Origin of the sequence: Duganella aceris (genome assembly GCF_011090165.1) — a bacterium.
In the GTDB taxonomy this organism is placed as follows: Bacteria; Pseudomonadota; Gammaproteobacteria; order Burkholderiales; family Burkholderiaceae_D; genus Rugamonas; species Rugamonas aceris.
In genome coordinates, this window is the sequence record NZ_JAADJT010000006.1 from 185,658 (window position 1) to 207,905 (window position 22,248).

A 22,248-nucleotide genomic window follows, 5' to 3' on the forward strand; every position below is an offset into this window, starting at 1 on the left:
GATACTCCAATCGGTGACGTTGTTGATGGAAAGAATCGTACCAATAGCCAACAACTAAACCCGTCGGCGCACGCCCGGAGTGCTCGTGGGAATCGTCCTACCTGCGTTTGTTCTCGCGCTCCTCGTCGGGACCGTTGACCATGGCCTGCACCACGCCGGCGCGGTTGAACTCCACCGACATCATCGAGTTCCACACGTCCTGCTCCTTGTAGCGGTACAGCCAGACGTCGCCGTCGACGCTGTGATAGTGCGTCACCTGCGCCGGCCGGCCGAGGGTGCGCAGGATGCTATCCTTGTCGTCCTTGCCCGGTTTGATGGTGGCGAATTTCTGTCCGGTCAGCACCTGCTCGTACGACACCAGCTTGCCGTCGGCGCCGATGCGCGCCATCCAGGTGTACTGGCCCCATGGCCCGGTGGCGTATTCGAGCATGGTGTCGGCGCCGTCGCGGTAGACGCCGGTCGGCCGGCCCAGCTTGGCCTCGACCGCCGCCGCCGGCTCGCCGGGCGCGGGCGGCGGCCCGGCGCACGCGGCCAATAATGCCGGAAAGATTGTCGTAAAAATCAGCTTTTTCATCGCCAGCTCCTTAAAAACCGTCGGAAGTAACGAGAATTGTAGTCAACACGGGATACACGCGGCGCTTTTTCCGCTATACTTCCGGGTCTGGTCTTCGGATCAGTTTTTTTTGAAGTTCACGATGTGCAGGGTTACGACTCCGCGCACCGCATGTTAAAGGTAAATATCATGACCGTAGAAAACATCAACAAAGCCGCGATCATTGCGGACAACGCCCGTGGTCAAAAAGACACCGGCTCCCCAGAAGTGCAAGTTGCACTGCTGACCGCACGCATCAACGAACTGAACGGCCACTTCAAGGCCCACAGCAAGGATCACCACTCCCGTCGTGGTCTGATTATGATGGTTAACCGTCGTAAGAGCCTGCTGTCCTACCTGAAGGCCAAAGACGCTACCCGTTATCGCGATCTGATCGCCAAACTGGGTCTGCGTAAGTAATTTTTGCGTCATCCGGCTTAATCGAAATGCCTGCGCCAGTTTGCTGACGCGGGCATTTTGTCATTTCGGTCGGCAAAATCTTGCCAAGTGGAACGCGGTCTTGGCGAGCGCAACATGGAATTCCTGTTTTAGCAGTTTGTAGCAAAGGTGGCCGCACGGCCGCCTGTGGTGAGGTGAACGACAGCCCCTGAAAATCTGTCGGCAAATAGAAAGGGATTACCCATGTTTAATAAAGTTACCAAAACCTTCCAGTACGGCCAACACACCGTGACCCTGGAAACCGGCGAAATCGCTCGCCAGGCATCCGGCGCAGTGCTGGTATCGATTGAAGATACCGTCGTCCTGGCAACCGTGGTCGCGCGTAAAGACGCCAAGCCAGGTCAGGACTTCTTCCCGCTGACCGTCGACTACGTTGAAAAAACCTATGCTGCCGGTAAAATCCCGGGCGGTTTCTTCAAGCGCGAAGGCCGTCCTTCGGAAAAAGAAACCCTGACCTCGCGTCTGATCGACCGTCCTATTCGTCCGCTGTTCCCAGAAGGCTACCTGAACGAAGTCCAGGTCATCATTCACGTGCTGTCGGTCAACCCTGAAATCGATCCGGACATCGCCGCCATGATCGGCGCATCGGCCGCCCTGTGCGTGTCGGGCGTGCCATTCAACGGCCCGGTCGGCGCAGCGCGCGTCGGCTACGCCAACGGCCAGTACATCCTGAACCCAACCGTGCAACAACTGAAGACCTCCGAGATGGATCTGGTTGTCGCCGGTACCGAAACCGCCGTGCTGATGGTGGAATCGGAAGCCAAGCAATTGTCGGAAGAAATCATGCTGGGCGCCGTGGTCTTCGGCCACACCGAAATGAAGGCGGTCATCGACGCGATCCACGATCTGGTGCGCGACGGCGGCAAGCCGGAAGTCGAATGGGTCCCGCCGGCCAAGAACGAAGCGCTGATCGGCCGCGTTGCGCATTTCGCCGCGAGCAAGATCAACGAAGCCTACCAGACCAAGGACAAGCAGGAACGCACCGCCAAGCTGAAGGCGGCCACCAGCGAAGTGCTGGCCGACCTGTCGTCTGAAGCCGCCGCATCCGGCGCCGCTCCAGTGGACTCGGCTGAAGTGAACAACATCCTGTTCGACATGGAAGCCAAGATCGTCCGTACCCAGATCCTGGACGGCGAGCCACGTATCGACGGCCGCGACACCCGCACCGTGCGTCCGATCTCGATCCGTACCTCGGTGCTGCCACGCACCCACGGTTCGGCGCTGTTCACCCGCGGTGAAACGCAGGCGCTGGTGGTTGCCACCCTGGGCACCGCGCGCGACAGCCAGAAGATCGATGCGCTGATGGGCGAGTTCACCGACCCGTTCATGCTGCATTACAACATGCCTCCGTTCGCCACCGGCGAAACCGGCCGCGTCGGCACCCCGAAGCGCCGCGAAATCGGCCACGGCCGCCTGGCCAAGCGCGCGCTGATCGCCGCGCTGCCGTCGGCTGAAGAGTTCAGCTACGCCGTGCGTCTGGTGTCGGAAATCACCGAATCGAACGGTTCGTCGTCGATGGCTTCGGTCTGCGGCGGCTGCCTGGCGCTGATGGACGCCGGCGTTCCAATGAAAGAGCACGTCGCCGGTATCGCGATGGGCCTGATCAAGGAAGGCGGCAAGTTCGCCGTGCTGTCGGACATCCTGGGCGATGAAGATCACCTGGGCGACATGGACTTCAAGGTCGCCGGTACCCGCAACGGTATCACCGCGCTGCAGATGGACATCAAGATCATGGGCATCACCAAGGAAATCATGCAAGTGGCGCTGGCGCAAGCCAAAGAAGGCCGCGAGCACATCCTGGGCGAAATGCAAAAAGCCATGCCGCACGTGAAAACGGAACTGTCCGATTTCGCACCGCGCCTGATCACCATCAAGATCAATCCGGAAAAAATCCGTGACGTGATCGGCAAGGGCGGCGCCGTGATTCGCGCACTGACCGAAGAGACCGGCACCCAGATCGACATCAGCGACGAAGGCGTGGTCACCATCGCTTCCGTCGACGCTGCCGCTGGCCAGGAAGCCAAGCGTCGCATCGAAGAGCTGACCGCCTCGGTCGAAGTGGGCAAGTCCTACGACGGCGTCGTGCTGAAGCTGCTGGACTTCGGCGCGATCGTTCAGGTCATGCCGGGCAAAGATGGTCTGCTGCACATCTCGCAGATCGCCAACGAGCGCGTCAACGCCGTTGCCGACTACCTGAAAGAAGGCCAGGCAGTGCGCGTCAAGGTTCTGGAAACCGACGACCGCGGCCGCCTGAAACTGTCGATGAAAGCCGCCGCTGAAGAGGCTGCCGCCGCCGCACAGTAATCTCGGACTAGTCTGACCAAGAGCCGCCGGAGCGCAAGCCCCGGCGGCTTTTTTTCGTCTGAACTTTTCACGCCGCGCCAGGTCCAACCGGATCATGGGCACCTTATACGAAGACGACGTCATCGCCTGGGCCGAGCAGCAAGCGGCTTTGCTGCGTCGCGGCCAGTGGTCGCAGCTGGACATCGACAACATCGCCGAGGAGATCGAGGATGTGGGTAACCGTCAGAAGCAGGAGCTGCGCAGCCGGATGACCGTATTGCTGACCCATCTGCTGAAGTGGAAGTTCCAGCCGACGCGGCGGGGAAGCAGCTGGGCACACACCATACGCGCGCAACGCGCGGCGATCGAAGACGCGCTCGATGATTATCCCAGTTTGCAAACGCTGCTGGCCGATCCGCAATGGCTGCGGAAAACCTACAGCCGGGCAGTCAGAGACGCGGTCGCCCAGACACACTTAAAAGTCATGCCGGCGGAGCCGCCCTGGAGCGTCGAGCTATGCCTGGCGCACGATTTTTGGCCCGAGTAGGAGTCAACGATGGGCAATTTATACGACGACGACGCCATTGCCTGGGCCGAGCAGCAAGCGGCTTTGCTGCGCGCCGGACGGTGGGAATTGCTGGACATCGACAACATCGCCGAGGAGATCGAGGATGTGGGCAAGAGCGAGAAGCGGGAGCTGCGCCACCGGATGGCGGTGCTGGTCGAGCATCTGTTCAAATGGCGGTGGCAGCCGGGGCGGCGTGGTTCGAGCTGGCTGACAACCATACGGGTGCAGCGGATCGATATTCAAAAGTTGATGCGCAAGATGCCCAGCCTCAAAAACATGATGTCCGACTCGGAATTCGCCGATGAGGTGTGGCGCGATGCGGTCGTGCTGGCGCTGAAAGAAGCCGAAGGCGAAATCGATAATCTTCCCGACTCCAATCCGTGGACGCTGCATCAAGCGATGCTGGCGGACTTTCTTCCAGACGGGGAGGGGCGTGATGCCAACAACAAGCTATGAGGACGACGTTATCGCATGGGCCGCGCGACAGGCCGCCTTGCTGCGCGCCGGCCGGTGGGAACTTCTGGACATCGACAACATCGCCGAGGAGATCGAGGATGTGGGCAAGAGCGAAAAAAGAGAGCTGCAAAGCCGGTATGTCGTCCTTGTCACGCATTTGCTTAAGTGGAAGTATCAGCCGGGACGGCGCGGACATAGCTGGCGCAACACGATCAAGGAGCAGCGCGCCGCCATCGTCGATGATCTCGCGCGACATCCGCACCTCAAACCGCTGTTGAACCATCCGCAGTGGCTGATGCAAATTTATCGGCGCGGCAAGCTTGACGCGGAAATGCAAACGCATCTGCAAGACCTACCTGACGACATGCCATGGGATGCAGGGCAATTGCTATCGCAGGATTTTTTACCGGAGTGAATATGGCGACCTCTTATGAGACTGACTTTGCCGAATGGGCCCGGGAGCAGGCTTTTTGGTTGCGTAATGCTGATTTCTCGCTACTCGATGCGCGGCATCTTGCGGAGGAGGTCGAAGAGATCGCGTCGAGCCATCTGTATGAACTGGAAAGCCGCTGCGCCGGCTTGCAGGCGCATCTGGCGCGATGGCAGCGGCAATCTGGGCATCGCTGCGAACTGTGGCGCCGCCTGATCGTCCTGCAGCGCACGCGGATCGACCGGATGCTGCGGCGCATGCCGAGCCTGCGCAAGCGCGTCGCCGACGCGGATTTCGTCCAGGATGTCTGGCTCGATGCCTTGATCAGAACCATCGGCGAGGATCATTGCTTCGACCTGCCCGAGGCCAGTCCCTGGTCGCTGGAGCGGGCGCTGGAACAGGATTTTTTGCCCGACTGAATCCAACGCCACAGCAAGCCAGCCTAAACGCTGCTCAAGGGACCGCACCATCGAACGGCTGACGGAACTATTTGCCGTCGTAAGTAACGCGGTAGATGCGGCCGCCGTAGTCGTCGGAGACCAGCATCGAGCCATCGGCCAGCGTGACCAGATCGACCGGGCGGCCGACCACTTCCTCGCCGCGCAGCCAGCCGTCGATGAAGGCGGTGTCGCTGACGATTTTGCTGTTGTACAGCGTGATCAGGCGCACGCTGTAGCCGCTCTTGGTGGTCCGGTTCCACGAACCGTGTTCGGCAACGTACACGTTGTTGCGATACGCCTCTGGGAACTGCTTGCCGGTGTAGAAGGTCAGCCCCAGCGGCGCGACGTGCGGCCCCAGCTTGGCGACCGGCGGCTCGAACTCTTCGCAGGTGTGGCTGCCGGCGAATTGAGGATCCGGCACCACGCCGCCGTGACAGTAAGGGAAGCCGAAGTGCAGGCCCAGTTTCGGCGCGATATTCAATTCGCACGACGGCGTGTTGTCGCCCATTTCATCGCGGCCGTTATCGGTGAACCACAAGGCCTTGGTGATCGGATGGAAGGCGAAGCCCACGGTGTTGCGCACGCCGCGCGCGTATTCTTCCAGGCCGCTGCCGTCGCCGTTCATGCGGTAGATCTTGGCGCTTCGGGTCTCGTCGGTGTCGCAGATATTGCACGGCGCGCCGACCGGGATGTACAGCTTGCCATCCGGGCCGGCCTTCATGATCTTCTCGCCGTGCCATTTGTCGGTCGGCAGGCTGACCTTGACCACTTCGTACGATGGCTTCTGCGCATAGCGCTTGTCGATATTGTCGAAGCGGATCACGCGGCTGATTTCGCCCACGTACAGCGCGCCGTTCAACAGCGTCACGCCGATCGGGCTATCGAGGCCTTCGGCGATGGTGACCACGTCGGCGGTTTGCTTGTCGCCGCGCGGCACCAGCGCGTACACCTTGCCTGCCTTGCGCGAACCGACATAGACCACACCATTGTCCGACACCACCATGCTGCGCGCGGCCGCGACCTCGTTGGCGTAGACGCTGATATGGAAGCCCTTCGGCAGCTTGAAGCCGCTCAGGTCGACGCCGCCCTGCGCGGTCCTGGCGGCGGGCGCGGCCACGGCCGCAACGGCGGCCGGCTTCGCCGCGGAGGCGGCCGCGATGGCCGGCTTGTTGGCGTTGGCCGCGATGTAATCGGCCAGCATCGCGATCTGCTTTGCGCTCAAGGTCGGGGACCAGGCCGGCATGTCCTTCTCCGGCACGCCCTTGCTGATCACCTTGATCAGGTTGGCCTTGGTCGGCGCGCCATGCAGCCAGGTGTGGTCGCGCAGCGTCGGGCCGACCGCGCCTTCCAGCTTGCTGCCGTGGCATACCGCGCAGTTGGCCTGATAGAGCTTTTCAGCGGTCAGTGCCGGCGTGGCGGCATGCGCGGCGAACGACGCCAGCGCCATGCCGAAGCTCGCGGCGCGCAGAGCGATGTGTTTCATATCGTGGGTCCCCTTATAAGTGATGCAGCATTGTACAATCCGCCACGAAGCCACCACTCATTTTTAACCAACGACGCGCCGGCCTGGGCCCGGAGTCAAGCCGACCCGTTGCGCAGACGCGGCAGCGCGACCGCGCGCGGCTCCTGCCGCCTGCGGCCCGACGCCATCGCGCGCACCTTGCCCGGCGCCGCGCCGCCCTCCAGCTTGAACACGCTGACCAGCTCCGCCAGATGGGTGGACTGGCCCTGCAAGGCCTCGGCGGCGGCCGCCGCCTGTTCCACCAGCGCCGCGTTCTGCTGCGTCACGCCGTCCATCTCCATGATGGCCTGGTTGATCTGCTCGATGCCGGCTTGCTGCTCGCCGCTGGCGGCGGTGATCTGCTCCATGATCTCGCTGACATGCTTGATGCTGGAAACGATCTCGCGCATCGTGCCGCCGGCCTCGTCGACCAGCATGGCGCCGTTGGCGATCTTCTCCACCGACTCGCCGATCAGGTGCTTGATGTCCTTGGCGGCGCTGGCCGAGCGTTGCGCGAGGTTGCGCACCTCGGAGGCGACGACCGCGAAGCCACGTCCCTGTTCGCCGGCGCGCGCCGCTTCGACCGCCGCGTTCAGCGCCAGGATATTGGTCTGGAATGCGATGCCGTCGATCACGCCGATGATGTCGACGATTTTCTTCGACGACGCGCTGATCGACTCCATGGTCTCGACCACGCCGTCGACCACGTCGCCGCCGCGCACCGCCACGCCGGAAGCGGAGGCCGCCAGCTGGTTGGCCTGGCGCGCGAAGTCGGCGTTCTGCTTGACGGTGGCGGTCAATTCCTCCATTGACGAAGCGGTTTCCTCCAGCGAGCCGGCTTGCTGCTCGGTGCGCGAGGACAGGTCCTGGTTGCCGCTGGCGATTTCGTTCGACGCGGTGGCGACCGAGTCGGTGCTGCTGCGCACTTCGCTGACGATGGACGCCAACCGGTCGCGCATCGCGGCGATGCTGTACAGCAGACTGGAGGTATCGTTGGCCAGCAATTCGATCCGCACCGTCAGGTCGCCAGCGGCGATCTGGTCGGTGATGCCGGCCGCGTAGCCAGGCTCGCCGCCCAACTGGCGCAGCAGCGAGCGGGTGATCAGCCAGCCCAGCGCCGCCGCCAAGGCGATGGCGACCACGCTCAGGCTGATGATGGTGGTGGCCGAGCGGAAGGTGCGCACATGGATGCCGTCGCCGAGTTCGTCGATGGCGGCTTTCTGGCGCTGCGCCAGCTTCTCGATGCTGGCCAGGTAGGCGTCGGCGGCCGGCACGAATTCCTGGTCGATGATGCGCTTGGTCGCATCCAGGTCGCCATCGGCTTTGGCCGCCAGCGCGCTCTTGCGCGCGGCCTGATAGCGGCTGCGTTTTTCGCCGGCTTCCTCGAACAGCGCCTTGGCGCCGGCATCATTCAGCAGCTCCGCGATTTTCTTCTGATCTTCCAGGGCCAGCTTGGAAGTCATGGCGATGCCGTTCTCAAAAAACTTCTGCACTTCGGGATCTGTAGTCTTGGCGGCCGCCAGCGCGCGTTGCACATTGCCGTTGATGATCGACTGCCATTGGGTGACGAGACGTTCCGTTTTCAGTTGTTGCAGCAGCAGATCGTCGGTGTCGGCGCCGGTTCTGGTGATGCTCAGCCAGCCCGCGAAGGCAACCGCCATCAAAAGCAACAGGGTAGCGCCGAAGCCCACGGCCAGGCGTTTGCCGACCTTCATATTGGATAGTTGCATAGTGCTCCCTTACATGATCGAAGTGATTTGAAACGCTCGTTTTTTGGGAGGTTTTGTTATTGATAAGAAACTTAAGTTTCTTTTGATTTATTTTATCACTGAACTAGACAGCAATGTCAAAGCACCGTATTTCTTACGCGGTTTTACAAACCCTGGCGGATCCGCTACCCTGCCGGCATGTCTACCATCCTCGATTTTGAAGTGCCGTTCGACGGCTTGACGCTCAAGGGCGACCAGTTCCTCGGCTCCGCCGGCAACCGGGTGTTGTACTTGCATGGCGCCGGCGCCGGCACGCGTCACGGGCATCGCCTGTTGCGCGGGGCATTGCAGCGGCGCGGCATCGGCAGCACCTGCTTCGATTGCATCGGCCATGGCGAGACCGGCGGCGCGTTGGCGCAGTCGTCGGTCGCCAGCCGCACGCGGCAAGCGCAAGCGGTGGTGGCGGCGCGCGGCATGACGGAGCCGTTGGTCGTCTTCGGCTCCAGCATGGGCGCCTACAACGCGATCCGTCTGACGCAGCTGCATCGGGTCGACGCGCTGGTGCTGATCGTCCCCGGTGTCTACACGCCGCCGGCGTATGACGTGCCGTTCGGTCCCGAGTTCTCGGCGGTGATCCGCCGCGAGCGCAGCTGGGTCGACAGCGACGCCTGGGACATCCTGTCGCGCTTCGAAGGCCGGCTGCTGGTCATCGCCGCCGAGCACGACGCCGTGATCCCGCTGGAGATCCCGCAACGTCTGGTGGCCGCCGCCACCCGCGCGCAATCGCGCCAGCTGCACGTGGTGCGGGGCGCCGAACACAATCGTCTATGGTCGCTGCTGGAAGAAGACCCCGCAAGCTTCGATGCGGCGGTCGATATGGTGGCTGCGGTGGTGAATGGCGGAAAGCAGTAGGAGTCGAACCTACAGGGGAACGTCTGACGCCCCCCACCGGGTTTGAAGCCCGGCCCCATCACCGGATGAGTATGCCTTCCTTTGTGGTGCTACTCTCCGCTGTACGACCACACCGCGTTCGGTCGTATCAGGTGAATATTGCCGACGCGCCGAGTATAGCCGACGCGATCGAAGAACTCCAAGATCTGTATGGCCCGCTTGCGACCCAGGCCGGTGGCGTCGCGGAATGCCGACGCCTGCACTTCCGGCAGCTCCGCCACCAGCCGCGCCAGTTCCGCCAGCCGCGCCGGATGATAAAACAGGTCCGGCACCAGCTGGCTGATCTCGCCCGTCTTGGATAGCTTCAGCAGCAGGCGCCGCACTTCGGCTTCCGGCATGTGATGCTCGCGCATCAGGTCGCGCACCCATGGCGGATCGAAGCCGCCCGCCAGCAGGGATGCCAGCAGCGGCTTGACTTGCGCCTGTTCCGCCGCGCTCAGCTCCACGCTGTGCGTCGGCAGGTGCAGGCTGCGGCCGCGCTGTTTCAGCGTGCCGGCATCGATCAGCGTTTGCACCAGCCGGCTCCACAGACGGTCCTCCATGTCCGGCGCGACCATGCGCTTCAGGCGCCACAGCTCCGGCCCCGCGTCGTCCGGTGCGCGCGCGTGAAACTGCGCCAGGCCTTCGAGGATGCGGGTCTCCAGCGCGCGCGCTTCGGCGACGGCGATCAGCAGCGTGTCGCCCCCTTGCAGCGCGACTTCGATGGTGTCCGGCGGCGCGACGATCTGTTCGGACGGCAGCTGCGACAGTCGCACCAGCGCCGACATGCGCAAGCCCAGCGGACTGCGCGCCAGCAGCGAGGCGATGTCGCCGCCGTCGATGAAATCGGACAGCGCCTGCAACCACGCCAGCCGCGTCGCGCTACGCCGCTTGCGCGCCGGCCCGAATGGATCGATCACCATGCCGCCGCCGATGGTGGCGGTGGCTTGCGCGTTGCGGATCACGAAGCGGTCGCCCGGCACGGCGTGCACCGGCGCGTCCAGCACCAGCTGCACGCGCGCGGTGTGGCCCGGCGCCAGCACTTCGCCTTCCAGCAGCACCACGTTGGCGGTGTGGTGCGACGCGCCCAGGTGCACATGCAGCGGTGACCAAGGCTTAAGCGTCAGGCCGCAGTCCGGCGTCAGCGTCAGTTCGGCGTCGATGCGCTCGGAGCAGGCGGCGAGGGCGGGTGCGACCACCCAGGTGCCGCGCTCGATGTCTTCCTTGGCGGCGCCGCTCAGGTTCAGGGCCAGGCGCTGGCCGGCGCGGCCGCTGTCGGCGGCGCGGTTCTGGGCGTGGATGCTGCGCACGCGCACCTGCTGTCCGCCGGGCGCCAGTTGCAGCATGTCGCCGACCTGTACGCTGCCAGCCAGCGCGGTGCCGGTGACGATGGTGCCTTGTCCAGACAGCGTGAACACGCGGTCGACGCCGAGCCGGAACAGGCGCCGTTCGTCGCTGGCCGGCAGCGCGGCCGCCATTTGCCCCAGATGCGCGAGCAGCGACTGCACGCCGGGATCGTTGTCGGCGGTGGCGTTGGTGCGGAAGACGGGGACGCCGGCGAAGTCTGTCGGCGCCAGCAGCGCGGCGATGTCGGCTTCCACCTGTTGCAGGCGGGCGGCGTCGGCGCGGTCGGTCTTGGTCAGCGCGACGGCGCCGCGTTTGACGCCCAGCAGGCGAAGGATGGCCAGGTGCTCCAGCGTCTGCGGCATGATGCCGTCGTCGGCGGCGATCACCAGCAGTGCGGCGTCGATGCCGGTCACGCCGGCGGCCATGGTGCGGATGAATTTTTCGTGGCCGGGGACGTCGATCACGCCGAGGATCTCGCCGCCCGGTAGCGGGGCGTAGGCGTAACCGAGTTCGATCGAGATGCCGCGCGCTTTTTCTTCCTTGAGACGGTCGGTGTCGACCCCGGTCAGCGCGCGCGTCAGCGTGGTCTTGCCGTGGTCGATATGGCCTGCGGTGCCGACGATCATGCGGGCGTTTGCAGCAAGCTGAGTTGGTCGGTGAAGCGTTGTTGCTGATGGGCGTCCAGGCAGCGCAGGTCGAGCCACAGCGTGTCCTGCGCGACGCGGCCGATCACGGGCAGCGGCAGGCTGCGCAGGCGTTGTTCCAGCATGCCCAGCACGTTGCTGATCCGGCTGCCTTCGGCGGCGCGGATCGCCAGGCCGTGGCTGTGCAGCTGGTCGACCGGCAGGGCGCCGCTGCCGATCTGGCTCATCATCGCTTCGTCGCGCACTTCGTAGCCGGCGCCCAGTGCCGCTTGCATCACCGGCAGGATGGCTTGCGCTTGCGCGCGCATGGCGGCGGCGGGGCGGGTCAGCAGTTTCAGGGTGGTCAGGCGTTCCGGCAGCAGGTCGGGGGCGCGGTATAGCGCGAGCACCGGTTCCAGCGCGGCCAGCGTCAGTTTGCCGACGCGCAGTGCGCGCTTCAGCGGGTTCTTCTTGATCTGCGCGATCAGGTCCTTGCGGCCGACGATGATGCCGCATTGCGGGCCGCCGAGCAGTTTGTCGCCGCTGAAGGTCACGAGGTCGGCGCCGCCTGCGATGGTTTCGCGCACGGTGGTTTCGTGCGGCAGGCCGTATTGTTCGAGGTCGACCAGTGTGCCGCTGCCCAGGTCCACCGCCAGCGGGATCTTGTGCTTTTGCGCCAGCGGGCTCAGTTCCGGCAGTTCGACGCTTTTGGTGAAGCCGGTGATGGCGTAGTTGCTGCAGTGGACCTTCATCATCAGCGCGGTTTGCGGGCCGGCGGCTTCGTCGTAGTCTTTCAGGTGGGTGCGGTTGGTGCTGCCGACTTCACGCAGCACCGCGCCGGCGCGGGTCATGATGTCGGGGATGCGGAAGGCGCCGCCGATCTCCACCAGTTCGCCGCGCGAGACGATGACTTCCTTGCCTTGTGCGAGGGTGTTCAGCATCAGCAGCACGGCGGCGGCGTTGTTGTTGACGATGGTGGCGGCTTCGGCGCCGGTCAGTTCGAGCAGCAGGTCTTCGATCAGGTTGTCGCGGTCGCCGCGTTTGCCGGTGTCGATGTCCCATTCGAGGTTCATCGGCCAGCGCAGGGCTTCGGCGACGGCTTGCACCGCGCTGTCGGGCAGCAGGGCGCGGCCGAGGTTGGTGTGCAGGACGGTGCCGGTCAGGTTGAACACCGGGCGCAGGGGGGAGCGGTTGCTGTCGCGCAGGCGGTCGGAGAGCATGGCCAGCAGGGCGGGGATGTTGGTGTCGGTGGCCGCCGTTGGCGCGACGGGCGACTCGGCGCGGCGGGCGGCCAGCAACACGCCGCGCAGTTCCGCCAGCAGCGCGCGCGCGGCTTCCAGCGTTTGCACGCGGCCGTATTCGGCGATCAGCGCCTCGCAGCCAGCGTCCGACAGGATCAGATGCACGGCCGGCAGCCGGATCGCGCCAGGCGCGGCACAGTGCGGCGAGTCGGCGCCCGTGCGGGCACCGGCGACGCTCGCCGCCGCGTCGACGGCCAAGCGGGAATCGGCGACGCCAACCGCCGCGTCGACGGCCACGCGGGAATCGGCGACGCCAACTGCCGCGTCGACGGTCGCGCGGGCATCGGCGACTCCCGCCGCCGCGTCGGGCGCGGTGGTGGCGCGGTTGGTCGCGTCGGCGGGGGGCGTGTTCATTCCGCGTTGAACCACAGCAGCGGGTTGCCGCTGGCGCGGGCGTAGCCGGCTTCGCCGACCAGCAGGTCCAGCGTCAGGCTGGCCAGATCGTCGGCCAGAGGGTCGACGTTGAAGTCGTGCTCCTGGTTGAAGATCTTGCGGTAGGTACGGCAGTCCTCGCAAGTCTCGGCGCGCGCGACCTTGCTTGGATCGTTGGCTTTGTTGTCCGGCGTCGCGGGCGTCTCGGCGTCTGCGGCCTCGATGCTCTGGTAGGCGATCTTGCCGGTATGCTCGCAGCACGAACACTTGACCCGCACCATGTGCCACTCGCTGGAGCAGCAGCTGCACTGCAGATAACGGTAGCCCTGCGACTGTCCACCGATGCGGATCACACTGGCCACCGGATGCGCGCCGCAGACCGGGCACAAAGTATTGGTGACCAACGGCGCCACGCGCTGCACATCGAGCTGCCCGGCGCGCATGGTCCATACCACCTGCAAGGCCGCCGCAACGAACGGCGCGTGCAACGGATGCACGCCCTCGGTCAGCTCGGCCAGCACCGCGTCGGCGCAGCCTTCCAGCTGAGCGTCGTCGAGCGCGCGCAGCTCGGCCAGCACGGTGGCGATCTGCGGCTGGCTCGCGGCCAGTCCGTCGAGTTGCTCCAGCAGCGTGCTGAACACCGCCCGCCACGACGCGGGACGGGTGCCGCTGACTGGCAGCGGCGGCATGTTGTGATCCAGCGCCAGCGTCATGTCGGCCTCGGGAGGCAAGGCGAAGGCTTCAGCGGGGAAGGTCTTGACGACGACGGCTTGCGCATCGACCAGCGCCGCCATCAATTGCAGATAACCGCTCAACGACTCGTCGACCGGAATGCCTTTGATATCGTTGTTGGCGAGTTGCCGCAGCCGCGCGGCGCGCGCGGTGAACAGGCTGCGTACTTCGGGGAGCAGCAGACGCGGTATGGCGTTGTGATCGAGCGATTCGATCTCGCCAGGAGCAAGCAAGCGTTGTACCAAAAAAATCTCCCATATTGCCGGTGGCGAAGGGCTGCCGGCTCAGGGAGTATTTTAATCCCAAAACGGGATGGTCGTAGGCTTAGTCCCTCGTTTTGCGGACCACTTCCTCAAACCAGCGCGGATGGTGCTTGCGCGCCCACCCGTAGCTGACGGTGCCGCGCACCATGGCGCCGATCGAACCCTTGACCCACAAGCCCGCGTAGATGTGGACAATGATCGAAGCAATGATCACAAAAGCGCAGAAAGCGTGCAGCAAACCGGCCAGGCGCACGATCTCGATCGGGAAGTAGATCGAGAAGTAAGCGCGCCACAGCACCACGCCGGACAACAGCAGTCCAAGCATGCACAGGATCAGCACATAGAACAGCAGCTTCTGGCCGGCGTTGTAACGGCCGACCTTGGGCAGCTTGTCTTCGCGGTTGTTGACCACGTCGTCGATCTGCTTCAGCCACTGCGTATCGCCTTTCTCCATCAGGTTGTGGTGCCAGAAGCGCACCACCAGCAGCGCGAACGACACGAACATCACCAATCCGATAAACGGATGCAGGATGCGCGTCCATTGTCCGCCGCCGAGAAACACCGCCATCCACGCCATCGCCGGATGGAACAGCGCCAAACCGGACACCGCCAGCAAAATAAAGCAGATGGCGGTGATCCAGTGGTTGGTGCGCTCGTTCGGCGTGTAGCGCTCGATCAGCGGATTACCGTCTTTGTCGCGATTGGAAGTGTTCATCTTGCGTCCTCCCTGATACGGTCGGCCTCATGCAGCGCTTCGGCTTCCTCTTCCTTGCTGACCTCGTTCGGCCCGACACGGGTGTAGTGGAAGAAGCCCGCCAGCGCGGTGACGGCCAGGCCGGCCAGCGCCAGAGGCTTGGTCAAGCCCTTCCACAAGCCGACCACGGGACTGATGCTCGGATTCGACTTCAAGCCGTGATACAGGCCAGGCTGGTCGGCGTGGTGCAGCACGTACATCACGTGCGTGCCGCCGACGCCTGCCGGATCGTACAGGCCCGCGTTGGCATAGCCGCGCGACTTCAGGTCTTCGATCCGCTCCGACGCGTGCACTTTCATGTCTTCCTTGGTGCCGAAGACGATCGCGCCGGTAGGGCAGGTCTTGACGCAAGCCGGTTCCTGGCCGACGGCCACGCGGTCCGAGCACAGCGTGCACTTGTAGGCGCGGTCGTCCTTCTTCGAAATGCGCGGCACGTCGAACGGGCAGCCGGCGACGCAGTAGCCGCAGCCGATGCAGTTCTCCTGATGGAAATCCACAATGCCGTTAGTGTACTGGACGATGGCGCCCGGCGAAGGACAGGCCTTCAGACAGCCCGGATCTTCGCAATGCATGCAGCCGTCCTTGCGGATCAGCCATTCGAGGTTGCCGTCGTTCTTCTCGACTTCCGAGAACCGCATCACGGTCCACGATTGCGGAGAGAGGTCGATCGGATTGTCGTAGACGCCGGTGGTTTCACCGATGTCGTCGCGCAGGTCGTTCCACTCCATGCAGGCGGTTTGGCAAGCCTTGCAGCCGATGCACTTCGAAACGTCGATCAGCTTGGCGACGGTGCCGGTGACCGGTGTACGAGCCACTGGTTCCTGCACCGTCGTCGCCGACATGCGCCTGATATCAAGCGATTGTAATGCCATGTTTATTCTCCTCGGGCCGTCATGCTTTTTCCACCTTCACCAGGAACGACTTGAATTCCGGTGTCTGTGAATTGCCGTCTCCAACCGTCGGCGTCAGGGTATTAATCAGGTAGCCCGGTTTGGTGACTCCCTTGAACCCGAAGTGAATCGGCAGCCCGACCTGGTGGGTCAGCTTGCCGTCGATGGTCAATGCCTTGATCCGCTTGGTCACCACCGCCTTGGCGATGATATGCCCGCGCTTGGAGCTGACCTTGACACGGTCGCCGTGCACCACGCCAAGCTCCTTGCCCAGCGCATCGCCGATTTCGACGAATTGCTCCGGCTGGATGATGGCGTTCAGGCGCGCGTGCTTGGTCCAATAGTGGAAGTGCTCCGTGAGGCGATAACTGGTCGCCACGTGCGGATACTCTTCCTTCTTGCCCAATTTGGCGCGGTCGCCCGGGAACATGCGGCCGGCCGGATTGCTGGTGGCGCGCGGATTGTTCGGGTGCAGCGGGTTGTGCCCGATCGGCGTTTCGAACGGCTCGTAGTGTTCCGGGAACGGACCTTCGGCCATCGCATCGCGCGAGAAGAATCGCGCCACGCCTTCGGCCAGCATGATGAATGGACCCATGCCGTTTTCCGGCGGTTCGTCGGCCTTGAAGTCAGGCACGTCGGCGCCGGCCCAGTTGGTGCCGTTCCAGCTCACCAGCTTGCGGGTCGGATCCCACGGCTTGCCTTTCGGGTCGCACGAGGCGCGGTTGTACAGCACGCGGCGGTTGGCCGGCCAGGCCCAGGCCCAGTTCAGCGTATTGCCGATGCCGGACGGATCGCTGTTGTCGCGGCGTCCCATCTGGTTGCCGGCGGCGGTCCAGCTGCCGGCGAAGATCCAGCAACCGCAGGCGGTGCTGCCGTCGTCGCGCAGTTGGGCGAAGCCGGCCAGCTGCTCGTTCTTCTTCAGCAGGACCTTGGTCGCATCCTTCGGATCGGTGATCTCCTTGAGCGCCTTGCCGTTGAATTCCATCGCCAGTTCTTCCGGCGTCGGGCTGTCTGGCTTGGCGTAAGGCCAGGTCAGGTTGACGATCGGGTCGGGGAACTTGCCGCCGTCCTTCTTGTAGGCGTTCCGCATGCGCAGGAAGATGCCCGACATGATTTCCAGATCGCTCTTGGTCTGGCCCGGACCGTCCGCGCCTTGCCAGTGCCACTGCAGCACGCGCGAGGAGCTGACCAGCGAGCCGCGTTCCTCGGCGAAGCAGGTGGTCGGCAGGCGGAACACCTCGGTCTGGATCTTGCTCGGATCGACCTGGTGGAACTCGCCGAACGGACGCCAGAACTCGGCGGTTTCGACCGCCAGCGGATCCATCACCACCAGCCATTTCAGCTTCGACAGCGACTCGGTGATCTTCTGCTTGTCCGGCGCCGACGCCAGGATGTTGAAGCCCTGGCAGATGTAACCGTTCATCTTCCCTTGATGCATCAGCTCGAAGGCCTGCATCATGTCGTACGGCTTGTCCAGCTTGGGCAGATAGTCGAAGGCGTAGTTGTTTTCCTCGGTGGCGGCGTCGCCCCACCAGGCCTTCATGAAGGAGACCAGGAACTTCTTCGAGTTGCTGTAGTAGCTGAGCTGATTTGGACGCAGCGGTTTCAGCGCACGCTTCTCCACGTAGGCGTTCCAATCCTGCTCGGCCTCACCCGGCAGGGTCAGGTAACCCGGCAGCATATTGGTCAGCAGCCCCAGGTCGGTCAGACCCTGGATGTTGGAGTGGCCGCGCAGCGCGTTCATGCCGCCGCCGGCGATGCCCATATTCCCCAGCAACAGCTGCACCATCGCGCCCGTGCGCAGCGTTTCGGCGCCGGTCGAGTGCTGGGTCCAGCCCAGGGCGTAGAGGATGGTCGCGGCGCGGCCCGGTACGGCGGTCGAGGCCAGCATTTCGGCGACGTGATGGAATTTCTCCGGCGGCACGCCGCAGGCTTTCTCCACCATCTCCGGCGTGTAGCGCGCGTAGTGCTTCTTCATCAGCTGGTACACGCAGCGCGGGTGTTCGAGCGTCGGGTCGATCTTGGCATAGCCGTCTTCGCCCATCTCGTAGTTCCAGCTGCTCTTGTCCGTGTACTTGCCCGCCGCGTCGTCCCAGCCCGAATACAGGCCGTCGTTGAAGGCGAAATCCTCACGGACGATGAACGGCATGTCCGTGTAGTTGCGGACGTACTCGTGCTGGATCTTATCGTTGGTCAGCAGGTAGTTGATGATCCCGCCGAGGAAAACGATGTCCGCGCCGGTACGGGTAGGGACGTAATAGTCCGCAACCGAAGCGGTTCGGGTAAAGCGCGGATCGACCACGATCAACTTGGCGCCGCGATGCGCCTTCGCTTCCGTGACCCATTTAAACCCGCAAGGGTGTGCTTCTGCTGCGTTACCGCCCATGACCAGGATGACATCAGCGTTCTTGATGTCTACCCAGTGATTCGTCATCGCACCACGTCCAAATGTCGAGGCAAGACCTGCCACCGTCGGACCGTGTCATACACGTGCTTGATTGTCGAATGCCAGCATGCCGGTGGCACGCATTGTTTTATGGGTTAAGTAGCCGACTTCGTTGGTCGCGGCCGATGCGCACAGCATGCCGGTCGTGGTCCATCGATTCACGGTCTTGCCGTCGGCGCTCTTCTCGGTGAAGTTGGCGTCGCGGTCTTCTTTCATCAGCTTGGCGATGCGGGTCAGCGCGTCGTCCCAGCTCATCGGGCTCCATTCGGTGCCGCCGGGTTTGCGGTACTCGGGTACCAGCAGGCGATTCGGCGAATGAATGAAGTCGATCAGGCTGGCGCCCTTCGGGCACAGCGTGCCGCGGTTGACCGGGTGGTCGGCGTCGCCTTCAATGTGGATGATGCTGGCGGTGGCGTTCTTGGCGCCGTCGCCCAGGCCGTACATAAGGATGCCGCAACCGACGGAGCAGTATGGGCAGGTATTGCGGGTTTCGGTACTGCGCGCCAGCTTGTACTGCCGGACTTCGGCCAGGGCCGTTGCCGGCGCGAAGCCGAGTAGCGCAATGCTGGAACCCGCGATGGTTGCGCCAGTCACCCGAAGGAACTGGCGTCTTGACATCTGGTTCATGAGAAAGCCTCTCAGTAGATTGATCGGACCTACTGAGTTTATCACCTTGGAAACGCGGATGTGAGGGTTGTCTTGTATCAAATGTAGCGATTAATCGGACAACATCCCATTAGGGGTAGTCGGATTGCCAAGTTTCCGTGGTTTTCAGACCAGCAGCGCCTCGATCGCCTGCAACGACGGCGGCGAAGCGCCGGCCGCGAGGCAGGCCGCCGCGCCGGCCGCCACCGAAAAGCGCAGGTGCTGCAAGGGTTGCGCGTCGCTGCGGTGCAGCATGCTCCAGGCCAGTGCCGCGATGCTGGCGTCGCCCGCGCCGACCGTGTCGACCACGGCGATCTTCGGCGCCGGCAGATGCCACGCGTCGTCGCCGATGTGCAGCGAGGCGCCGGCGCCGCCCTTGGTGTAGAGGTAGGTCGCGCCAGGACTCCAGCCGCGCAGCGTGGCGAACGCGGTCTCGATATCGTCGCTGCGGAACAGGCCAGCCAGGTCTTCCTCCGACACCTTGACCACGTCCGCGATCTCGGTCATGCGGTGCAGCGTGGCGTCGTAGCTGGCGTCCATCAGCACCCGGTAGTTCGGGTCGTAGCTGATGCGCACACCTTTGAGCTTGAGGTGCTCGGCCAGCGCCACCAGCTTGTCCGCGAGCGGCTGGCGCGCCAGGCTGATGCCGCCGAAGTGCGCCCATTGGCATTGCGCCGCCCAGCCTTGCGGCAGCCGCGCCGCGTCGAACTGCAGGTCGGCGCTGTCGTCGCCGACGAAGAAGTAGGCCGGCGGATCGGTGCGGTGCACGATCGCCAGCAGCGGCGCGTGGTCATAGCGCTGCAGGAAGCGCAGGTCCAGCCTGGCCGCTTCGCTGGCGGTCCACAGCGCGTCGCCGAAGACGTCGTTGCTGATGGCGCCGGCGAAGGCGGTCGGCACCTCAAGCCTGGCCATGGCGCGCGCCACGTTCCAGGTCGAGCCGCCGACCTGGCTAAGCCACTGCGTCTGCGCCGGATCCTGCACGATCATGTCGGTCAGCGCTTCACCCGCCGCGACGAACAAGGGAAAGTCGGCCATTTCAGTCCTTGGTCAATACGTTGAGGACTTCGTAGCAGGCGCCCATGGTGTGGTAGTCGGTCTTGCCGGCCGGGCTTTTCTCGTCGGTCAGCTTGCTGTTGTCGGCGCCGAGGATGCGGTACCACGCGCCGTGCTGGTGGTCGACGAAATGCTCCCAGCTGTAGCTCCAGATCTTGTCGTACCAGGTCCAGTAGCGCGACTCGCCGGTGCGCGCCGCCAGCAGCGCGGCGGTGGCCAGGCTCTCGGCCTGCACCCAGAAGTATTTCAGATCGTCGCAGATGCTGCCGTCCGGCGCGAAGCCGTAGTGGATGCCGCCGTGCTGATGATCCCAGGCCTTGGCCAGCGCGGCATCGAACAATTCGGCGGCGCGCGGCAGCAGCCAGTTGGCGTCGCCGTTCAGGTGGGGCGCGTGGCGCTCCAGCAGCAACAGCAGCTTGGCCCACTCGGTCAGATGGCCCGGCTGGTAGCCCCACGGACGGAAGATATTGCTCTTGTCGTCGCGGTTGTATTCGGTGTCGACCGACCAGTCGGCGTGGTAGTGCTCCCAGATCATGTTGTCGGCCAGCGCGGCCTGGCGTTGCGTGATGTTGCGCGCCAGCGTTTCGGCGCGCAGCAGGTAGGCGCGTTCGCCGGTCGCCTCAAAGGCGGCGATCAGCGCCTCGCAGCTGTGCATATTGGCGTTCTGGCCGCGATACGGATCGAGCGTGCTCCAGTCGGCGCTGGCCTCGTCGGCGTACAGGCCGTGTTGTGGATCCCAGAAGCGCAGCTCCATCAGCGCGAAGGTTTCGGCGATCCAGTCGCGGGCCAGCGTCTCGCCGGCCATCATCGCGTGGCTGTAGGCCAGCAGCACGAAGGCCAGGCCGTAGCAGTGGTTGGTGCCGTCGCTGACGCGGCGCTCGCCGCCGTTCCAGTCCAGCTGCCAGGCGTAGCCGCCGGTGGCCGGGTTGCGGTGCGCATCGCGCAGGAAGGCCAGCGCGTGGCGCATGCGCTGCTGGTCGGCCGCGTCGCCGAACTGGCGCCACGCCATGGCGTAGTTGAATACGAAGCGGGTGCTGCTCACCAGGTGGCGGGTGTGGGCGTCGTAGACCGTGCCGTCGTCCTTGTAGAAGTGGTACATGCCGCCGCTGGCATCGACGCAGCGGTCGTCGTAGAAGCGCTTGGTGTGTTGGATGTGGTCCAGCAGCGTGGAGCGGGAACGAAAATCAGGGGCCATTATCAGGTCCGTTTGAGGGTTGCTAGGTTTTTTGGTCGCCAGCCGTCGAAGACGGTGCTGGCTCTTACAATCAGTTCCACCGGCGCGATCTTCTCGACCGGGTTTTCATGCGGGCCGTTGAGCAGCAGTTCCACGCCCAGCGCGCCCAGGGCTTTCTTGTCGATGCGCAGCGTGGTCAGCGGACGGTGTCCCAGCACGGCGGTCGAGATGTCGTCGAAGCCGACGATCGCCACATCGTGCGGCACCTTCAGCCCCTTGGCCAGGCAGCAGCGCATCGCCACCAGTGCCGCGCTGTCGTTGTAGCAGAACACCGCGTCCGGCGGATGGGGCAGGGCGAGCAGCTGTTCCATCGCTTCCCAGGCGCCGGTCTCCAGGTCGACGCCGTCCGGCAGGCAGGCTTCCAGGCGCGGATCGGCCAGGATGCCTTCTTCGAACAGCGCCTGGCGGTAGCCGCGCGCGCGTTCGCGGATCGAGTAGTGCGCCAGCGGGCCGGAGATGAAGCCGACGCGGGTGCGACCGGTGTCGATCAGGTGCCTGGTCGCCAGGTAGCCGCCCATCATGTTGTCGGGATTGACCGAGCTGTAGCCGCGTAGCTGCATGTCGATCAGCACCAGCTGCTTGCCGGTCGCGCGCAGGGCGCTGAGCAACTCGGGTTCGAAGAAGCCGGCGCAGACGATGCCGTCCGGGGCGTGCATGCGGATCTGGTCGATCAAGCCGTCCGCCGGCCCGACCGCCATGAACGACAGCACGATGCCTTGCTTGCGGCAGGCTTCCTCGGCGCCGTGCAGCACCGGCGAGTAGAACGGACTGCTGGAGGCGGTATTGTGCTGGCGGTGCAGCAGGAAGGTGAGGCGGCGCAGCCGCTTCGGGCGCAGCTTGCAAAAGTCGTAGCCCAGCTCCCGCGCGGCTTCCACCACCATCTGGCGGGTCGCTTCGGTCAGCCCGGGCTCGTTTTTCAGCGCGCGCGAAATGGTCCCGGCAGACACACCGGCGACGCGGGCGATATCTCTGATCGTGACATTCGTGCTCAATCTGTCTCCCCTTTGTTATCAATACAGTCTTGCATGGCTGCCTGGCCACGGTCAAACGACCCGGCGGATTTGGCGAAAAGTTTAGCGCCATTTACTAAACAAGTGCATTCTAGCCGCTCGCGCAGCGCGTGGGGCCTGCTGATATTGGCTGTCTGCTGTTTAGTGAGGATTACTAAACAGCCGCCTAAACACACTGGCTGTTTGACCGGAAGGCGGTCCGCATGCAAA

The 22,248-nt window shown here is 64.1% G+C and carries 19 protein-coding genes and 1 tRNA gene; 7 read left to right on the forward strand and 13 right to left on the reverse strand.

From position 1 onward, the window contains the following. Positions 1 to 97: 97 nt before the first annotated feature. On the reverse strand, positions 98 to 574 hold the full coding sequence (gene bamE, locus GW587_RS14660; RefSeq protein ID WP_166104258.1) for an outer membrane protein assembly factor BamE domain-containing protein: 477 nt from the start codon (positions 572 to 574) through the stop codon (positions 98 to 100). A gap of 168 nt (positions 575 to 742) precedes the next feature. Here bamE and rpsO point away from each other — a divergent pair, with 168 nt between their 5' ends. From rpsO to GW587_RS14690, 6 genes are all read left to right on the forward strand, one after another. Beyond that, a complete protein-coding gene (gene rpsO / locus GW587_RS14665; RefSeq protein WP_166104260.1) occupies positions 743 to 1,012 on the forward strand; it encodes a 30S ribosomal protein S15 in 270 nt (89 codons plus the stop codon). Positions 1,013 to 1,234: 222 nt separating this feature from the next. Beyond that, complete coding sequence (pnp, locus tag GW587_RS14670) at positions 1,235 to 3,355, forward strand: polyribonucleotide nucleotidyltransferase (protein WP_166104263.1); 2,121 nt, start codon at positions 1,235 to 1,237, stop codon at positions 3,353 to 3,355. A gap of 94 nt (positions 3,356 to 3,449) precedes the next feature. Further along, complete coding sequence (locus GW587_RS14675) at positions 3,450 to 3,881, forward strand: DUF29 domain-containing protein (RefSeq protein ID WP_166104266.1); 432 nt, start codon at positions 3,450 to 3,452, stop codon at positions 3,879 to 3,881. A 9-nt stretch (positions 3,882 to 3,890) separates the two neighbouring features. Beyond that, complete coding sequence (locus tag GW587_RS14680) at positions 3,891 to 4,358, forward strand: DUF29 domain-containing protein (RefSeq protein ID WP_166104268.1); 468 nt, start codon at positions 3,891 to 3,893, stop codon at positions 4,356 to 4,358. Beyond that, positions 4,339 to 4,773, forward strand: a complete 435-nt coding sequence (locus GW587_RS14685) for a DUF29 domain-containing protein (protein ID WP_166104271.1) — start codon at positions 4,339 to 4,341, stop codon at positions 4,771 to 4,773. Before GW587_RS14680 ends, GW587_RS14685 begins: the two co-directional genes overlap by 20 nt. Positions 4,774 to 4,775: 2 nt before the next feature. Beyond that, complete coding sequence (locus tag GW587_RS14690) at positions 4,776 to 5,207, forward strand: DUF29 domain-containing protein (protein WP_166104274.1); 432 nt, start codon at positions 4,776 to 4,778, stop codon at positions 5,205 to 5,207. 67 nt (positions 5,208 to 5,274) lie between these two features. On the opposite strand, the gene GW587_RS14695 is transcribed toward GW587_RS14690, so the two are convergent. Both GW587_RS14695 and GW587_RS14700 read right to left on the reverse strand, forming a co-directional pair. Beyond that, positions 5,275 to 6,711, reverse strand: a complete 1,437-nt coding sequence (locus tag GW587_RS14695) for a c-type cytochrome (protein ID WP_166104277.1) — start codon at positions 6,709 to 6,711, stop codon at positions 5,275 to 5,277. Between the two features lie 95 nt (positions 6,712 to 6,806). Continuing rightward, positions 6,807 to 8,459, reverse strand: coding sequence for a methyl-accepting chemotaxis protein (locus tag GW587_RS14700; RefSeq protein WP_166104280.1), 1,653 nt, complete (start codon positions 8,457 to 8,459; stop codon positions 6,807 to 6,809). 177 nt (positions 8,460 to 8,636) lie between these two features. Between GW587_RS14700 and GW587_RS14705 the strand changes: the two genes are divergently transcribed. Beyond that, on the forward strand, positions 8,637 to 9,350 hold the full coding sequence (locus tag GW587_RS14705; RefSeq protein WP_166104283.1) for an alpha/beta fold hydrolase: 714 nt from the start codon (positions 8,637 to 8,639) through the stop codon (positions 9,348 to 9,350). Here the strand turns inward: GW587_RS14705 and GW587_RS14710 are convergent. From GW587_RS14710 to GW587_RS14755, 10 genes are all read right to left on the reverse strand, one after another. Next, positions 9,335 to 9,430 (reverse strand) — tRNA-Sec (locus GW587_RS14710). The genes GW587_RS14705 and GW587_RS14710 overlap by 16 nt on opposite strands. Positions 9,431 to 9,439: 9 nt before the next feature. Continuing rightward, positions 9,440 to 11,341, reverse strand: coding sequence for a selenocysteine-specific translation elongation factor (gene selB, locus GW587_RS14715; RefSeq protein WP_166104285.1), 1,902 nt, complete (start codon positions 11,339 to 11,341; stop codon positions 9,440 to 9,442). Next, positions 11,338 to 12,993, reverse strand: coding sequence for an L-seryl-tRNA(Sec) selenium transferase (gene selA, locus GW587_RS14720; RefSeq protein WP_229259454.1), 1,656 nt, complete (start codon positions 12,991 to 12,993; stop codon positions 11,338 to 11,340). The genes selB and selA overlap by 4 nt, the downstream gene beginning before the upstream one ends. Continuing rightward, positions 12,990 to 13,988 carry a formate dehydrogenase accessory protein FdhE gene (gene fdhE / locus GW587_RS14725; RefSeq protein WP_166104288.1) on the reverse strand — a complete coding sequence of 333 codons (999 nt, stop codon included), beginning with the start codon at positions 13,986 to 13,988 and terminating at the stop codon, positions 12,990 to 12,992. Before fdhE ends, selA begins: the two co-directional genes overlap by 4 nt. Positions 13,989 to 14,067: 79 nt before the next feature. Then, a complete protein-coding gene (locus GW587_RS14730; RefSeq protein ID WP_166104290.1) occupies positions 14,068 to 14,721 on the reverse strand; it encodes a formate dehydrogenase subunit gamma in 654 nt (217 codons plus the stop codon). Beyond that, the gene (gene fdxH, locus GW587_RS14735; protein WP_166104293.1) at positions 14,718 to 15,632 is read right to left on the reverse strand and encodes a formate dehydrogenase subunit beta; all 915 of its coding nucleotides are present in this window, start codon (positions 15,630 to 15,632) and stop codon (positions 14,718 to 14,720) included. The genes GW587_RS14730 and fdxH overlap by 4 nt, the downstream gene beginning before the upstream one ends. A gap of 19 nt (positions 15,633 to 15,651) precedes the next feature. After that, positions 15,652 to 18,723 carry a formate dehydrogenase-N subunit alpha gene (gene fdnG, locus GW587_RS14740; RefSeq protein ID WP_166104296.1) on the reverse strand — a complete coding sequence of 1,024 codons (3,072 nt, stop codon included), beginning with the start codon at positions 18,721 to 18,723 and terminating at the stop codon, positions 15,652 to 15,654. A 144-nt stretch (positions 18,724 to 18,867) separates the two neighbouring features. Further along, the gene (locus GW587_RS14745; protein ID WP_166104298.1) at positions 18,868 to 19,776 is read right to left on the reverse strand and encodes a carbohydrate kinase family protein; all 909 of its coding nucleotides are present in this window, start codon (positions 19,774 to 19,776) and stop codon (positions 18,868 to 18,870) included. Between the two features lies 1 nt (position 19,777). Continuing rightward, on the reverse strand, positions 19,778 to 20,989 hold the full coding sequence (locus GW587_RS14750) for an AGE family epimerase/isomerase (RefSeq protein WP_166104301.1): 1,212 nt from the start codon (positions 20,987 to 20,989) through the stop codon (positions 19,778 to 19,780). A gap of 2 nt (positions 20,990 to 20,991) precedes the next feature. After that, positions 20,992 to 22,020, reverse strand: a complete 1,029-nt coding sequence (locus GW587_RS14755; protein ID WP_166104304.1) for a LacI family DNA-binding transcriptional regulator — start codon at positions 22,018 to 22,020, stop codon at positions 20,992 to 20,994. Between the last annotated feature and the right edge of the window lie 228 nt (positions 22,021 to 22,248).

Excerpts from the sequence above, each read along its gene's own strand:
- bamE (WP_166104258.1), bottom strand. The coding sequence starts at position 574 with ATGAAAAAGCTGATTTTTACGACAATCTTTCCGGCATTATTGGCCGCG.
- rpsO (WP_166104260.1), top strand. The coding sequence starts at position 743 with ATGACCGTAGAAAACATCAACAAAGCCGCGATCATTGCGGACAACGCC.
- pnp (WP_166104263.1), top strand. The coding sequence starts at position 1,235 with ATGTTTAATAAAGTTACCAAAACCTTCCAGTACGGCCAACACACCGTG.
- GW587_RS14675 (WP_166104266.1), top strand. The coding sequence starts at position 3,450 with ATGGGCACCTTATACGAAGACGACGTCATCGCCTGGGCCGAGCAGCAA.
- GW587_RS14680 (WP_166104268.1), top strand. The coding sequence starts at position 3,891 with ATGGGCAATTTATACGACGACGACGCCATTGCCTGGGCCGAGCAGCAA.
- GW587_RS14685 (WP_166104271.1), top strand. The coding sequence starts at position 4,339 with ATGCCAACAACAAGCTATGAGGACGACGTTATCGCATGGGCCGCGCGA.
- GW587_RS14690 (WP_166104274.1), top strand. The coding sequence starts at position 4,776 with ATGGCGACCTCTTATGAGACTGACTTTGCCGAATGGGCCCGGGAGCAG.
- GW587_RS14695 (WP_166104277.1), bottom strand. The coding sequence starts at position 6,711 with ATGAAACACATCGCTCTGCGCGCCGCGAGCTTCGGCATGGCGCTGGCG.
- GW587_RS14700 (WP_166104280.1), bottom strand. The coding sequence starts at position 8,459 with ATGCAACTATCCAATATGAAGGTCGGCAAACGCCTGGCCGTGGGCTTC.
- GW587_RS14705 (WP_166104283.1), top strand. The coding sequence starts at position 8,637 with ATGTCTACCATCCTCGATTTTGAAGTGCCGTTCGACGGCTTGACGCTC.
- selB (WP_166104285.1), bottom strand. The coding sequence starts at position 11,341 with ATGATCGTCGGCACCGCAGGCCATATCGACCACGGCAAGACCACGCTG.
- selA (WP_229259454.1), bottom strand. The coding sequence starts at position 12,993 with ATGAACACGCCCCCCGCCGACGCGACCAACCGCGCCACCACCGCGCCC.
- GW587_RS14730 (WP_166104290.1), bottom strand. The coding sequence starts at position 14,721 with ATGAACACTTCCAATCGCGACAAAGACGGTAATCCGCTGATCGAGCGC.
- fdxH (WP_166104293.1), bottom strand. The coding sequence starts at position 15,632 with ATGGCATTACAATCGCTTGATATCAGGCGCATGTCGGCGACGACGGTG.
- GW587_RS14745 (WP_166104298.1), bottom strand. The coding sequence starts at position 19,776 with ATGGCCGACTTTCCCTTGTTCGTCGCGGCGGGTGAAGCGCTGACCGAC.
- GW587_RS14750 (WP_166104301.1), bottom strand. The coding sequence starts at position 20,989 with ATGGCCCCTGATTTTCGTTCCCGCTCCACGCTGCTGGACCACATCCAA.